This window comes from Streptomyces sp. NPDC090021, assembly GCF_044748225.1.
Lineage (GTDB): Bacteria > Actinomycetota > Actinomycetes > Streptomycetales > Streptomycetaceae > Streptomyces.
The window spans coordinates 57,279-70,325 of the sequence record NZ_JBIVFO010000021.1 but is presented as its reverse complement, the minus strand read 5'-3'; the positions used below and the strand labels follow the sequence as shown (position 1 = coordinate 70,325).

The 13,047-nt window shown below is 72.5% G+C and carries 10 protein-coding genes; 5 read left to right on the top strand and 5 right to left on the bottom strand.

What is annotated here, in order from left to right; translation table 11 throughout:
- Window positions 1-93: 93 nt before the first annotated feature.
- Both ACIPXC_RS18685 and ACIPXC_RS18680 read right to left on the bottom strand, forming a co-directional pair.
- Window positions 94-789, bottom strand: a complete 696-nt coding sequence (locus tag ACIPXC_RS18685) for an ABC transporter ATP-binding protein (RefSeq protein WP_401619071.1) — start codon at window positions 787-789, stop codon at window positions 94-96.
- Entirely contained in the window at window positions 786-1,871 is a 1,086-nt protein-coding gene (locus ACIPXC_RS18680) for an ABC transporter permease (RefSeq protein WP_401619068.1), read from the bottom strand. The genes ACIPXC_RS18685 and ACIPXC_RS18680 overlap by 4 nt, the downstream gene beginning before the upstream one ends.
- Before the next feature lie 134 nt (window positions 1,872-2,005).
- On the opposite strand from ACIPXC_RS18680, the gene ACIPXC_RS18675 reads away from it, so the two are divergent.
- Together ACIPXC_RS18675 and ACIPXC_RS18670 are read left to right on the top strand one after the other, a co-directional pair.
- Complete coding sequence (locus ACIPXC_RS18675) at window positions 2,006-3,331, top strand: sensor histidine kinase (RefSeq protein WP_401619065.1); 1,326 nt, start codon at window positions 2,006-2,008, stop codon at window positions 3,329-3,331.
- Window positions 3,328-3,957 (top strand): response regulator transcription factor, encoded by a 630-nt coding sequence (locus ACIPXC_RS18670; RefSeq protein WP_037915682.1) that lies wholly within the window; start codon window positions 3,328-3,330, stop codon window positions 3,955-3,957. Before ACIPXC_RS18675 ends, ACIPXC_RS18670 begins: the two co-directional genes overlap by 4 nt.
- Before the next feature lie 67 nt (window positions 3,958-4,024).
- Here the strand turns inward: ACIPXC_RS18670 and ACIPXC_RS18665 are convergent, their stop codons facing one another.
- Complete coding sequence (locus tag ACIPXC_RS18665) at window positions 4,025-5,512, bottom strand: PLP-dependent aminotransferase family protein (protein WP_401619062.1); 1,488 nt, start codon at window positions 5,510-5,512, stop codon at window positions 4,025-4,027.
- 245 nt (window positions 5,513-5,757) lie between these two features.
- Between ACIPXC_RS18665 and ACIPXC_RS18660 the strand changes: the two genes are divergently transcribed.
- From ACIPXC_RS18660 to ACIPXC_RS18650, 3 genes are all read left to right on the top strand, one after another.
- Complete coding sequence (locus ACIPXC_RS18660; RefSeq protein ID WP_401619059.1) at window positions 5,758-6,369, top strand: NTP transferase domain-containing protein; 612 nt, start codon at window positions 5,758-5,760, stop codon at window positions 6,367-6,369.
- A gap of 251 nt (window positions 6,370-6,620) precedes the next feature.
- Window positions 6,621-8,240: a malate synthase A gene (gene aceB, locus ACIPXC_RS18655; protein ID WP_401619056.1), complete on the top strand. Its 1,620-nt coding sequence runs from the start codon at window positions 6,621-6,623 to the stop codon at window positions 8,238-8,240.
- Window positions 8,241-8,567: 327 nt separating this feature from the next.
- The gene (locus tag ACIPXC_RS18650; protein ID WP_401619054.1) at window positions 8,568-9,758 is read left to right on the top strand and encodes a GDSL-type esterase/lipase family protein; all 1,191 of its coding nucleotides are present in this window, start codon (window positions 8,568-8,570) and stop codon (window positions 9,756-9,758) included.
- A gap of 117 nt (window positions 9,759-9,875) precedes the next feature.
- On the opposite strand, the gene ACIPXC_RS18645 is transcribed toward ACIPXC_RS18650, so the two are convergent.
- Together ACIPXC_RS18645 and ACIPXC_RS18640 are read right to left on the bottom strand one after the other, a co-directional pair.
- Complete coding sequence (locus tag ACIPXC_RS18645) at window positions 9,876-11,267, bottom strand: nucleobase:cation symporter-2 family protein (protein ID WP_401619052.1); 1,392 nt, start codon at window positions 11,265-11,267, stop codon at window positions 9,876-9,878.
- Window positions 11,268-11,570: 303 nt separating this feature from the next.
- Window positions 11,571-12,971, bottom strand: a complete 1,401-nt coding sequence (locus ACIPXC_RS18640; RefSeq protein WP_401619049.1) for an 8-oxoguanine deaminase — start codon at window positions 12,969-12,971, stop codon at window positions 11,571-11,573.
- Window positions 12,972-13,047: the final 76 nt, after the last annotated feature.

Genomic DNA, 13,047 nt, shown 5'->3' with positions numbered 1-13,047 from the left:
AGGGCCTCTTCCCTGACCGTGCCCGGGGCCTCTTCCCTGACCGTGCCCGGGGGCCTCTTCCCTGACCGTGCCCGGGGCGCCCCGGGCACGCGCTCAGGGCGTCCGCAGCGGCGCGGGGCTCGAAGCCGTCAGCCGGCCGTCCGCCATCGTCGCCGTACGGTCCATCCGCTCCAGGTGGGCGTGGTCGTGGGTGACCAGCACGGTGGCGGTGGAGCGCTCGCGCGTCAGGGTGACCAGCAGGTCCAGCACGGCCGCGCCGCGCTCGTGGTCGAGGGCGCTCGTCGGCTCGTCGACCAGCAGCACGGCGGGCTCGTTCATCAGCGCACGGGCGATGTTGATCCGCTGGCGCTGGCCGCCGGAGAGCTGGTGGGGGCGCTTGTCCGCCTTGTCGGCCAGGCCCACCGCGTCCAGCAGCTCCAGTGCGCGCCCGCGCACGGCCCTCGCGGGGCGTCCCGCCACGTGCGCCATGACCTGCAGCTGCTCGGCGGCGGTCAGCGAGGCCAGCAGGTTCGGCTGCTGGAAGACGATGCCGATCTTCTCCCGCCGCAGGGCCGCCTTCTCGGCGGGGCCGAGCCGTGTGGTGTCCTCCCCCGCTACGACGACCCGGCCGCTGTCCGGGGTGACGAGCGTGGCCGCGACCGCGAGCAGGGAGGACTTGCCGGAGCCCGAGGGCCCGATCACCGCCGTGAGGGTGCCGGCGGGCACCTCCAGGCCGACCGCGTCCAGGGCGGTGAGCCGGCTCTCCCCGTCGGGGTAGGTGAGTGTGACGTCGTGGACGAGGAGGGTCATCGGGCGCTCCCGAGGGCGGTCAGCGGGTCGACGGCGGTGATCCGCCGGATGGACAGGGCCGCACCCAGCGCACCGAGCGCGATCATGATCGCGGCGGGGACGAGCACCGTGGCTGCGTCGAGGACGAAGGGCACGTCGCCACCGCTGATCAGCGCGCCGAAGCCGGCGGCGAGCGCGGTGCCCAGCCCCGTGCCGAGGGCGAGCATGACCACGGCCTGGCCGAGGGCGTCCCGCAGGAGGTACGGGGTGGAGGCGCCCAGGGCCTTCAGGACGGCGATGTCGCCGCTGCGCTGGATGGTCCACACCGTGAAGAAGGCGCCTATGACCAGGGCGGAGATGGCGAAGAGGAAACCGCGCATCAGCTGGAGCGAGCCGTTCTCGGCCTGGTAGGAGCCGATGGCGCCGAGGGCCTCGTCGACGGTCTGCGCCCTGGTGCCCGCCGCCCGGTCCGCGGCGGCGAGGTCCATGCCGCTGCCGGAGACGGCGACGACGGTGGCGAGGGTGTCGACGGAGGTGCCGGGGTTGCCGATGCGCTGCCAGTCGTTCAGGTCCATCCAGACGACCGGTGTGTGGCTGTGGGCGGCGGTGCCGGCGACGGCGGCCACGGTCAGTTCGAGCGAGCCGATCCTGATCCTGGCGCCGGCGGTGAGGCCGCCGAGCTCCTTCGCCGCCTTCTCGGCCAGGACCACCCGGCCCTGCGCGAGGCCCGCGCCGCGCGGCGCCAGCCCGCCCGCGGGGTCCACGCCGAAGACCGAGACGGCGGCGGTGCGCTCACCCGAGACGGCGTTGGTGGTGCGGATACCGAGGGGCTGCGCCGCCTTCACCCCCGGCTGCTCGCGCCAGGCCAGCCATGCGGACTCGGGCACCTGGGAGCTGGTGAAGGACACCTTCTGGTCCCCGGCGGGCGCGGCGAAGGCCAGGTGCGAGGCGGGCAGGCCGGTGACGGCCGAGATGTTCTCCCGGGCCAGTCCGGCGGTGAGCCCGGACAGCAGGCCGACCAGCAGCGTGATCAGCAACACGACCGAGCCCATCAGGGCGAAGCGGCCCTTGGCGAACCGTAGATCTCTCCATGCGACGAACATGTCCCCCACCCTGGTCTTCCGTGTGGGCACAAGGCATCGCGCCACAGTAGGGATCCTCGTATCGATCGGTGCACCGGGACATCAAACTTTCGGTTGACCGGGGCCCGCCGGGACCGCTTTACGCTGGTTCGGACATGACTGCTGCCGCTCCCCCCGTCCCGCCCGGTGCCTGCCCGCTCCCACCCGAGCCCGCGCCCGCGCCCGCGCCCGTACCCGCGACCGCGCCCGTACCCGCGACCGCGCCCGTACCCGCCGCCCGGCCCCTGACGCCGGTGTCGAAGGTGCTGACGCTGTGCCTGCACGCCCTGCTCCTCGGGCTGCTCGTCCTGGCCGCCGGCCGGGCCGTCGCCGACTCCGCGCCCCGGGCCGGCTGGGTGATCGCCGCCTGCGCGCTGCTCGCCGCCGTCTACGCCGCGGGCGTACGGGCGCCGGTCGTGCACCGCTCGCCGCGGGCCGGCGCGGTGTGGCTGGCCGGGCTCGGGGCGGCCTGGGCGGGCCTGCTGGCCCTCTCCCCCGACGGGCTGTGGATCGCCTTCCCGCTGTACTTCCTGGAGCTCCACCTGCTGCGGCTGCGCTGGGGGGTCGCGGCCGTCGCGGTGACCGCCTGCGCCGCCATCGGCGGCTTCCTCGCGCACAGCAGCGTGGCGACCCCCGGGGCCTTCCTGGGGCCGCTGCTGGGCGGTGCCGTGGCGGTGGCGACCGTACTGGGCTACCAGGCGCTGTACCGGGAGAGCGAGCGGCGCCGGGAGCTGATCGAGGAGCTCATCACGACCCGGGCCGAGCTGGCCGCGGCCGAACGCAGCGCCGGGATCCTGGCCGAGCGCGAACGCCTGGCCCGGGAGATCCACGACACCCTCGCGCAGGGCCTGTCCTCGATCCAGCTGCTGCTGCGGGCCGCCGAGCGGGCCCTGCCGGAGGGGGCGCCGGCCCTGCCGCACATCGCGCAGGCGCGGGAGGCCGCCCAGGAGAACCTCGCCGAGGCACGCCGCTTCGTACGCGCCCTCACCCCGCCGGACCTGGAGCACGGCTCGCTGGCGGCGGCGCTGGAGCGGCTGTGCGCCGGGGTGCCGGGGCCGCGGGTGCGGTTCTCGCTGAGCGGACGGCCGCGGGTGCTGCCCACCCCGTACGAGGTGGCGCTGCTGCGGATCGCCCAGTCGGCGCTGGCCAACGTGGTGCGGCACGCCCGGGCCGGGCGCGCCGAGATCACGCTGACCTTCATGGACGCCTCGGTCACGCTGGACATCGTCGACGACGGGCACGGCTTCGACCCGTCCTCGGCCGCCTCCGGCTCCGGATCGGGCGACGGGGGGTTCGGGCTGCCCGCCATGCGCTCGCGCGCCGAGACCCTGGGCGGGCTGTTCACCGTGGAGTCCGACCCGGGCCAGGGCACCGCCGTGGCCGTCACCCTGCCGCTGCCCCTGGAACCGCTGGACGCCATGGACCCCGTGGAGGCGCCGTGACCATCCGTCTCCTGCTCGCCGACGACCACCCGGTGGTCCGGGCGGGCCTGCGCGCGGTGCTGGACACCGAGGCGGACTTCGCGGTGGTGGCCGAGGCGGCGACCGCCGAGCGGGCGGTGGAGCTGGCCGCCCGCGAACCGGTGGACGTCGTCCTGATGGACCTGCAGTTCGGGCCGGGCATGCACGGCTCCGAGGCGACGGCCCTGATCACGGCGCGCCCGGGCGCCCCCCGGGTGCTGGTGCTGACCACGTACGACACCGACGCGGACATCCTGGCGGCGGTGGAGGCGGGCGCCTCGGGCTACCTGCTGAAGGACGCCCCGCCGGAGGAGCTGGCGGCGGCCGTACGCACGGCCGCCGCGGGCCAGTCGGCACTGGCCCCGGCGGTCGCGCTGCGGCTGATGGACCGGATGCGGACGCCCGCGGAGGCGCTGACGAAGCGGGAGCTGGAGGTGCTCCAGCTGGTGGCGGACGGCCTGTCGAACCAGCAGATCTCCAAGCAGCTCTTCCTCAGCCAGGCCACGGTCAAGTCGCACCTGGTCCACGTGTACGCGAAGCTCGGCGTCGAATCCCGCACGGCGGCGGTCGCGGCAGCCGCCACCCGCCGCCTGATCCGCACCCCGTAGCCCGGGCCCGGGTCACCGCCGCCCCACCCCCGCGGCGCCCCCCGTCACCCGTCACCCGTCCGCACGGTCAGGCCACCCAGTACGGACGGTTCACCGAGGGGGGCAGGGGCACGCCGTCGTGGAAGGCGGCCGCCAGGCGGCGCACGCCCTCGTCCAGGCGGTCGGCGGGGAGGGTGTACGGGATGCGGAGGCGGTGTTCGAAGGTGCCCGGGTCGACTCCGAAGCGGGCGCCGCGGGTGATGTGCACGCCGGCGGCCGCGGCCCGCTCGGACAGGGCCGAGCCGACCGGCTCGCCGAGGTCGACCCAGAGCGAGAGGCCGCCCGGCGGTACCTGCCAGGACCACTCCGGGGTGTGCCGCCGGAGGGAGTCCACCAGGGCGGCGCGCCGGCTCCGCAGCTCGGCGAGCCGTGCGGGCAGGGACCGTTCCATGCCGGCCAGCAGCAGGAGTGCGACGAGCTGGTCGAGGACGGAGCCGGTCATGTCGGCGGAGACCCGTACGGCCGTCAGCTCGGTGATCATCTTCGCGCCGGCCCGGATCCAGCCAACGCGCAGGCCGCCCCAGTGGGTCTTGCTGAGCGAGCCGATGGTCACCACGTGGTCCGCGCCGCCGCGCGGGGCCAGGGAGGCCAGCGGCGCAGGGGCCGGCACGTCCAGGGCGATGTCGGCGATGGTCTCGTCGACCACCAGCCAGGTACCGGTGCGCCGGGTCGCCGCGAGCAGCCACAGCCGCTGCTCCTCGGGCATGAGGGCGCCCGTGGGGTTGTGGAAGTCGGGGATCACGTAGGCCAGCCGGGGCACGGTCTGGCGCAGCGTGGACTCGGCGATCTCCATGTCCCAGCCGGCGTCGGAGACGGCGATCGAGCCGGTGCGCAGGCGGGCGTGACGCAGGGCGTCGAGGGCGTTGGCGTAGGTGGGGTTCTCGGTGACGACCCGGTCGCCGGCCCGGCAGAGCAGGCTGACGACGAGGCTGAAGGCCTGCTGGGCGCCGGAGGTGACGAGGATCTGCTCGGGGCGGGTGGGCAGGCCGCGCCGGGTGAAGCGCTCGGCGACGGCCTCCCGCAGGTCGGGCAGGCCGAAGGGGTGGTAGCCGGGGGTCCGGGCGGCCTCGGGCAGCCGGGGGGCGGCCCGGGCGACGGCGTCGGCGAGGAGGCCGTCGGGGGCGCCCATGGCCGCGATGGCCAGGTCGATGCCGGGCTTGCCGTCGGCGCCGGGGCCGCCGGCGCCGACGAGGGCGTGGGCTCCGACGGGGCGGTGGCCGTCGGGGAGTTCGGTCCAGGTGCCGGAGCCGCGCCGGCTGCGGACGTAGCCGCTCTCGCGCAGCAGGTCGTAGGCGCCGGTGACGGTGGCCCGGCTGGCGCCGACGGCTTCGGCGAGCTCGCGTTCGGCGGGCAGCCGGACGTGGAGGGCGATACGGCCGTCGAGGATCAGGGTGCGGAGGGCGTCGGCGAGCGCCCGGTAGCCGGGGCGTGCCAGTACCCCGGCAGGGAGCAGGGCCGCGAGCTGGCGGCTGCCGATGGTTCTGTCCGCTGTCCGGACCACTCGCCCGTTCGCCATGCCAACCTCCCTCGATTGGCTCTGACGACCAGGCCAATCCAGGGTCCAGACTCGCGGTATTGGCCCCTGATTGGCAAGGAGACTCCGCACATGCTGACCGACCGCGACGAACGCGCCCTGCTGGCCGCCGCCGAGAACCGCGTCTCCCGTCCACTGCGGATCGGGGCCGCACTGGCCTGCGTACGGCGCGCCTTCGCACGGCGGCCGCAGGACCAGGACCGCACGCGGGGGCGAGAATCGGTGGCATGTCAGCCAACACGCACTCCGGTTCGCCCGTGATCGCGGGACTCCTCCTGGCCGCCGGCGGCGGCCGGCGGCTCGGCGGCCGCCCCAAGGCCCTGCTGCCCTACCGCGGCCGGCCGCTGGTGGAGAACGCCGTACGGGTCCTGCGGGAGGCGGGCTGCGGCCCGGTGCACGTGGTCCTCGGCGCCTCGGCGGCCGAGGTCCGCGAGCGCGCCGACCTGAGCGGCTGCGTGGTCGTGGACAACCCGGACTGGGCGCAGGGCATGGGTTCCTCGCTACGGGTGGGCCTGGCCTCCCTGGCCGGTACGGACGCCCGCGCCGCCCTGGTGTCGCTGGTCGACCAGCCGGGTATCGGCCCAGCGGCCGTGGCCCGGGTCCGGGAGGCCTACCGGTCCCCCGCGAGCCTGGCGGCGGCGGCGTACGGCGGGGAGCGCGGGCACCCGGTGCTGTTCGGCGCGGACCGCTGGGCGGACATCGCGGCGACGGCCACGGGCGACAAGGGCGCCCGGGTCCACCTGGCGCGCCACGCCGGAGAGCTCATGCTGGTGGAGTGCTCCGACGTCGCCGAGGCCTACGACATCGACACACCGCCCGACCTGGCACGACTGCTCTGAGCACCGTGTGACGACAGTGGCACTGAGGGCCACCGGAAAGTGGAATCTGTCGACTCAGAGAATCTCGACATCAACAAACCATTGAACTTCCACCATGAGGAAATTACTATCCACTGGTCAGAAGCGCCCTGAACCCACAGACGGCGCCCGCGACCGTATTTCGGAGCTCTCCACACCCGGCGGCACTGCGTGCCGTCTCGCGCGAGCATTCCCCGCGGCCGCCAGGCACCGCCGCTGAAGGAGTGACAGATATGTCCGCACCAGCGCCGTCCCCGCTGGCCATCGTCGATGCCGAGCCCCTGCCCCGGCAGGACGAAGTCCTCACCGAAGCGGCCCTCGCCTTCGTGGCCGAGCTCCACCGGCGGTTCGCCCCCCGCCGCGCCGAGCTCCTCGCCCGCCGCGGCGAACGCCGCGCCGAGATCGCCCGCACCTCCACCCTCGACTTCCTCCCGGACACCGCACAGGTCCGCGAGGGCGACTGGAAGGTGGCGCCGGCCCCGGCCGCGCTGAACGACCGCCGTGTGGAGATCACCGGTCCGACGGACCGCAAGATGACCATCAACGCCCTGAACTCGGGCGCCAAGGTCTGGCTCGCCGACTTCGAGGACGCCTCCGCCCCCACCTGGGAGAACGTGGTCCTCGGCCAGCTCAACCTGATCGACGCCTACGAGCGCCGCATCGACTTCACCGACGCCCGTACGGGCAAGGCCTACGCCCTGAGGCCGGCCGCCGAGCTCGCGACCGTCGTCATGCGGCCGCGCGGCTGGCACCTTCAGGAGCGCCACCTGCAGTTCGAGGGCGGACCGGCCTCCGGCTCGCTCGTGGACTTCGGCCTGTACTTCTTCCACAACGCCAAGCGCCTGATCGACCTCGGCAAGGGCCCGTACTTCTACCTGCCGAAGACGGAGTCGCACCTGGAGGCGCGCCTCTGGAACGACATCTTCGTCTTCTCCCAGGACTACGTCGGCATCCCGCAGGGCACGGTCCGCGCGACCGTCCTGATCGAGACGATCACCGCCGCGTACGAGATGGACGAGATCCTCTACGAGCTGCGCGACCACGCGGCGGGCCTGAACGCGGGCCGCTGGGACTACCTCTTCTCCATCGTGAAGAACTTCCGCGACGGCGGAGAGAAGTTCGTCCTGCCGGACCGCAACGCGGTGACGATGACCGCCCCCTTCATGCGGGCCTACACCGAACTGCTCGTCCGCACCTGCCACAAGCGCGGCGCGCACGCCATCGGCGGCATGGCGGCCTTCATCCCGTCCCGCAAGGACGCCGAGGCCAACAAGATCGCCTTCGCGAAGGTCAAGGCCGACAAGGACCGCGAGGCCGGCGACGGCTTCGACGGCTCCTGGGTCGCCCACCCCGACCTGGTCCCGATCGCCATGGCCTCCTTCGACGCCGTGCTGGGCGACAAGCCCCACCAGAAGGACCGCCTGCGCGAGGACGTCTCGGTGGCCCCGGGCGAGCTCATCGCGATCGACTCCCTCGACGCGAAGCCGACGTACGAGGGCCTGCGCAACGCGGTGCAGGTCGGCATCCGCTACATCGAGGCCTGGCTGCGCGGTCTCGGCGCCGTCGGCATCTTCGGCCTGATGGAGGACGCGGCCACCGCTGAGATCTCCCGCTCGCAGATCTGGCAGTGGATCAACGCCGGGGTCGTCTTCGAGAACGGCGAGAGGGCCACGGCCGAGCTGACCCGCGCGCTGGCGGCCGAGGAACTGGCTGCCCTGCGGGCCGAGTTCGGCGAGGAGGCCTTCGCGGCCGGCAAGTGGCAGCAGGCCCACGACCTCTTCCTCAAGGTCTCCCTGGACGCGGACTACGCGGACTTCCTCACGCTCCCCGCGTACGACCAGCTCGTCGGCTGACATCCCGGATCCGGCCGACACGCACAGCGGCCCGAACCGTCCCGCTCCGCCCCCGCTGCCCACGGCAGCAGGGGCGGAGCCATGTGATCACCGGACAGTGCGTCAGCAGGTCTGCGCAGACGGGGAGTCGGGCGGAAGCGGAACGGACCGACCCGAACGACCGATCGGTTGTTACTTGTTCGTAACATGACTGTACCTAGCGGTAACAAGCGGCCCCGTGTCACCTTTCCGATGCCACCGGCCGGCGGTATCCCCCACTTCCCAGCCACGTCACGGGCAACGCGTTCGTTGCCCCGCTTCGGCGTGGCCGAACGCAGGAGTTCCGCAGTGATCGGATTCCGCAACGTCAGCAAGGACCGGGAGCCCAGTCGGGTGCGACGACTGGCCTGTGCCGCCGTGACCGTGTCGCTCGCCACCGGCACGCTGCTGGCCGGCGGCGCCGGGACCGCCGGGGCCGCCCCCGGGAACGGGCCCACGGCCGTGGTGTCCATGGGCGACAGTTACATATCCGGCGAGGCGGGACGCTGGAAGGGCAACAGCCTGACCAACACCGGCAGCCGCAACGGCACCGACCGGGGCTGGGTCGGCGGCAGCACCTACGACCCGGCCAAGGTGTACGGGGCCACGGCCGGCGGCTGCCACCGCTCCGACTCGGCCGAGGTGCACAGTGCCGGGGCGATCGCCGACGTCGCCGTGAACCTCGCCTGTTCCGGGGCCGTCTCGCGGAACGTCTTCCGTGCCTCCCACGGCGGGGTCTCCTACAAGGGCGAGGCGCCGCAGGCCGATCAGCTGGCCGCGGTGGCCGCGAGGAACGACGTCAAGGTCATCGCGCTGTCCATCGGCGGCAACGACCTGGGCTTCGCGGACATCATCAAGGACTGTGCCCTCGACTTCGTCATCTGGAACTCGTACTGCTACGACGACCAGCAGTACGGCGTCGACCGGAAGATCGACGCCGTCATGGCCGACGTCGGCAAGTCGGTCGACGAGATCCGGGCCGTCATGCGCACGACCGGGTACGCCGACTCCTCCTACCGGATCGTGCTGCAGTCCTACCCGTCGCCGATCCCGCGCGGCGCGGAGAACCGGTACCCCCAGAGCGACTGGAGCCGGTTCAACACCGGCGGCTGCCCGTTCTGGAACCGGGACTCCGACTGGGCGCGCGACTCGCTCGTGCCGCAGATCGCGAACCGCATCAAGGGCGTGGCCGCGGCCAAGGGCGTGCAGTTCCTGGACCTGCGGGACATGCTCCAGGGCCGCGAGGTGTGCGCGAAGGCGAGCAAGCTGGTGAGCTCCACCGTCCCGGCCTCGGCGAGGACGAGCGAGTGGGCGCGCTGGATCGACAACAACGAGTCCCAGGGCCTGATCCAGGAGTCCATGCACCCCAACCACTACGGCCAGCTGGCCGCCGGCCGCTGCCTGGCCCTGGCGGTGGCGCAGCCCGCCTCCTCCGCCTCCAGTTGCAAGAACACCGCGGGGAGTGACCACACCGGAATGTTCCTGACCTCGGCGCCCTAGCAGGCGCGCCGTCACCGTTCGTACGGGCGCACGGCGGTTCGCCCGTACCGGACGCGGCGGTGCGCTCGCCACACCCGCAGTGGGTGGCGAGCGCACCGCCGTGCTTCCTGCGACCGGTCAGTGGACCGGCACCGGTTCGGGTGCGGCCCCCGAGGCCGCGCGCTTCCTGGCGCCGAGGTGGTTGAAGGCCAGGTTCAGCACGATGGCCACCACGCAGCCGGTGCTGATGCCGGAGTCCAGGACGACCAGCAGGTCCTTCGGGAAGGCGTGGTAGAAGTCCGGTGCCGCGATCGGGATCAGGCCGATGCCCACCGAGGCGGCGACGATCAGGGCGTTCTCGCCCTTCTCCATGGCCGCGCCGGCCAGGGTCTGGATGCCGCTGGCGGCCACCGAGCCGAACAGGACGACGCCGGCGCCGCCGAGCACCGGCAGCGGAACCACTCCGATGACGGAGGCCGCCATCGGGCAGAGGCCCAGCAGGATCAGGATGCCGCCGCCCGCGGCGACGACGAAGCGGCTGCGCACCTTGGTCATGGCGACCAGACCGATGTTCTGGGCGAAGGCGCTGCACATGAACCCGTTGAAGAGCGGGCTGATCGCGCTGCCGAGGGTGTCGGCGCGCAGGCCTCCCGCGATGGCCCTCTCGTCCGCCGGCCGTCCGACGATCTTGCCCAGCGCCAGGATGTCGGCGGTGGACTCGGTCATGCAGACGAGCATCACGATGCACATCGAGACGATCGCGGCGACCTGGAACTGCGGGGCGCCGAAGTGGAAGGGGGTGGGGAAGCCGATCACCGAGGCGTTCCTGACGGCGTCGAAGCTGGTCATCCCCAGCGGGAGGGCGATCAGGGTGCCCGCGACCAGGCCGAGCAGGATGGAGATCTGCTGGAGGAAGCCGCGCAGGAACCTGCGCAGGAGCAGGACGATCACCAGGGTGACGGCGGCCATGCCGATGTTCCGCATCGAACCGTAGTCGGTGGCGGTGCGGTTGCCGCCCTGCGACCAGTTGAAGGCGACGGGCAGCAGCGAGACGCCGATCAGGGTGATGACCGTGCCCGTGACGACGGGCGGGAAGAAGCGGACGAGTTTGCCGAAGTAGGGGGCGGCGGCGAAGCCGATGGCCCCGGCGACGATGATCGCGCCGAAGATGACGGGGAGGGCGTCGGCGCCCTCCCCCTTCCCTATGGCGATCATCGGGGTCACTCCGGCGAAGGAGACGCCGTTGACGAAGGGGAGTTTGGCGCCGACCTTCCAGAAACCGAGGGTCTGCAGGAGGGTGGCGAGGCCCGCGGTGAAGAGCGAGGCTCCCATCAGGAAGGCGGTCTCGGTGGCGGAGAGGCCGACCGCCGGGCCGACGATCATGGGCGGGGCCACGACACCCGCGTACATGGCGGCCACGTGCTGGAGACCGCTGGTGAACATCTTCAAAGGAGGCAGGGTCTCGTCGACCGGGTGCTTCTCCTCCGGGACTGCGACTGCGTCTTTGCGAAACCTGGGCGCTTTGGCCACGGCTTCCTCCGGTCGGGTAACACGTCGGCAGGGACGTGGGTGTCATGGAGGTGGTGCGAAAGCGGTGCGAGTCGAGCACTGTATGCAGTTGTGGGTGGAGCGACTACTGGTCCCAAGGGGTGCAGAAACGATTCGCCCAATCGCCGCTTCCGCGCTGCGCCATGGCACTGCCGGCACGAGTCACCGCTCCCGGGGACGCCTTCGGATCTCCTCGGGCGCCACCCGGGAACGGCTGCCCACGGACCCCGCTCGGGTCCGCGGCCGCCGGCCGGGGGCCGTCCCCCCCGGCCGGACTCCGGGGGATCAGGCCTGCGCGATCCGCGCGAGGCGCTGGGCCTCTTCCCGCGTGGACACCGCGATGGCGTCCTCGTCGGCGAAGAGCAGCCGGTTGTTCTCGACGATCTGCTTGCCGTTGACGAACGAGGCCGTCACCGGGGCGGCCGCACCGAAGACCAGGGCGGTCACCGGGTCGGCGATCGAGGAGTGCAGGAAGGTGCTGAGGTTCCACAGCACCAGGTCGGCGCACTTGCCGACCTCCAGCGAGCCGATGTTGTCGGCACGGCCGAGGACCTGGGCGCCGCCGTGGGTGCCCAGGCGCAGGGCCTGGCGCGCGTTCAGGGCGCGCTCGCGGTGGACCGGGTTCAGGCGGTTGATCAGCAGCGCGTTGCGCAGCTCGGTGTGCAGCTCACCGGACTCGTTGGAGGCGGTGCCGTCCACGCCGAGGCCGACCGGTACGCCGGCGGCGAGCATGTCCGGGACGCGGGCGATGCCGGCGGCCAGACGGGCGTTGGAGGACGGGCAGTGCGCGACGCCGGTCCTGGTACGGGCGAACGCGGCGATGTCGGAGTCGTTCATGTGGACGCTGTGCGCCATCCACACGTCCTCACCCAGCCAGCCGGTCGACTCGAAGTAGTCGGTCGGGCCCATGCCGAAGAGCTCGTGGCAGAACTTCTCCTCCTCGACGGTCTCGCTGCCGTGGGTGTGCATGCGCACGCCGAGGCGGCGGGCGAGCTCGGCGCCCTGCTTGAGCAGCTCGGTGGAGACCGAGAAGGGGGAGCAGGGGGCGACGGCGACCTGGGTCATCGAGTCGAAGGAGGCGTCGTGGAACTTCTTGACGGTCGCCTCGGTGTCGGCCAGGGCGCCTTCGAGGGTCTCGACGGCGTGGTCCGGGGGCAGGCCGCCGTCCTTCTCGCTGCGGTCCATGGAGCCGCGGGCGAGGGTGAAGCGGACGCCCATCTCGGACGCGGCGCGGATGATGGAGCCGGAGAGGTCGCCGGAGCCCTTGGGGAAGACGTAGTGGTGGTCCATCGCGGTGGTCACACCACCCTTGGCCATCGCGGCGAGGGAGCCCTGCGCGGCCGTGTACGTCATCTGCTCGTCGATGCGCGCCCACGTCGGGTACAGCGCGACGAGCCAGTTGAAGAGGTTGTGGTCGGTGGCCAGACCACGCGTGATCCACTGGTAGAAGTGGTGGTGCGTGTTGACCAGGCCGGGGGTCACGAGGTGTCCGGTGCCGTCGATCCGGCGGACCACGTTCTCGAGGTTCTCGGGGGCGTTGCCCGCACCGATGAACTCGATCCTGTTGCCCGCGATGACGATGTGACCCGAGGCGTACTCGGTGTCATGGGCGTCGACGGTCGCGATCGCACAGTTCTCGATGACGATGCGCGGGGCGGCGCTGTCAGGGGCTGCCGATGCTGCCATGGGACTTCCTCGTGCTTTCAGTGGCGGTGCGGGCACGGCAATACCCAGGGGATTTGAGTGCCGGAGCCGGGGCCTT

Bases quoted from the DNA above. Each gene is read 5' to 3' on its own strand.
- ACIPXC_RS18685 (WP_401619071.1), bottom strand. From the start codon at position 789: ATGACCCTCCTCGTCCACGACGTCACACTCACCTACCCCGACGGGGAG.
- ACIPXC_RS18680 (WP_401619068.1), bottom strand. From the start codon at position 1,871: ATGTTCGTCGCATGGAGAGATCTACGGTTCGCCAAGGGCCGCTTCGCC.
- ACIPXC_RS18675 (WP_401619065.1), top strand. From the start codon at position 2,006: ATGACTGCTGCCGCTCCCCCCGTCCCGCCCGGTGCCTGCCCGCTCCCA.
- ACIPXC_RS18665 (WP_401619062.1), bottom strand. From the start codon at position 5,512: ATGGCGAACGGGCGAGTGGTCCGGACAGCGGACAGAACCATCGGCAGC.
- ACIPXC_RS18660 (WP_401619059.1), top strand. From the start codon at position 5,758: ATGTCAGCCAACACGCACTCCGGTTCGCCCGTGATCGCGGGACTCCTC.
- aceB (WP_401619056.1), top strand. From the start codon at position 6,621: ATGTCCGCACCAGCGCCGTCCCCGCTGGCCATCGTCGATGCCGAGCCC.
- ACIPXC_RS18640 (WP_401619049.1), bottom strand. From the start codon at position 12,971: ATGGCAGCATCGGCAGCCCCTGACAGCGCCGCCCCGCGCATCGTCATC.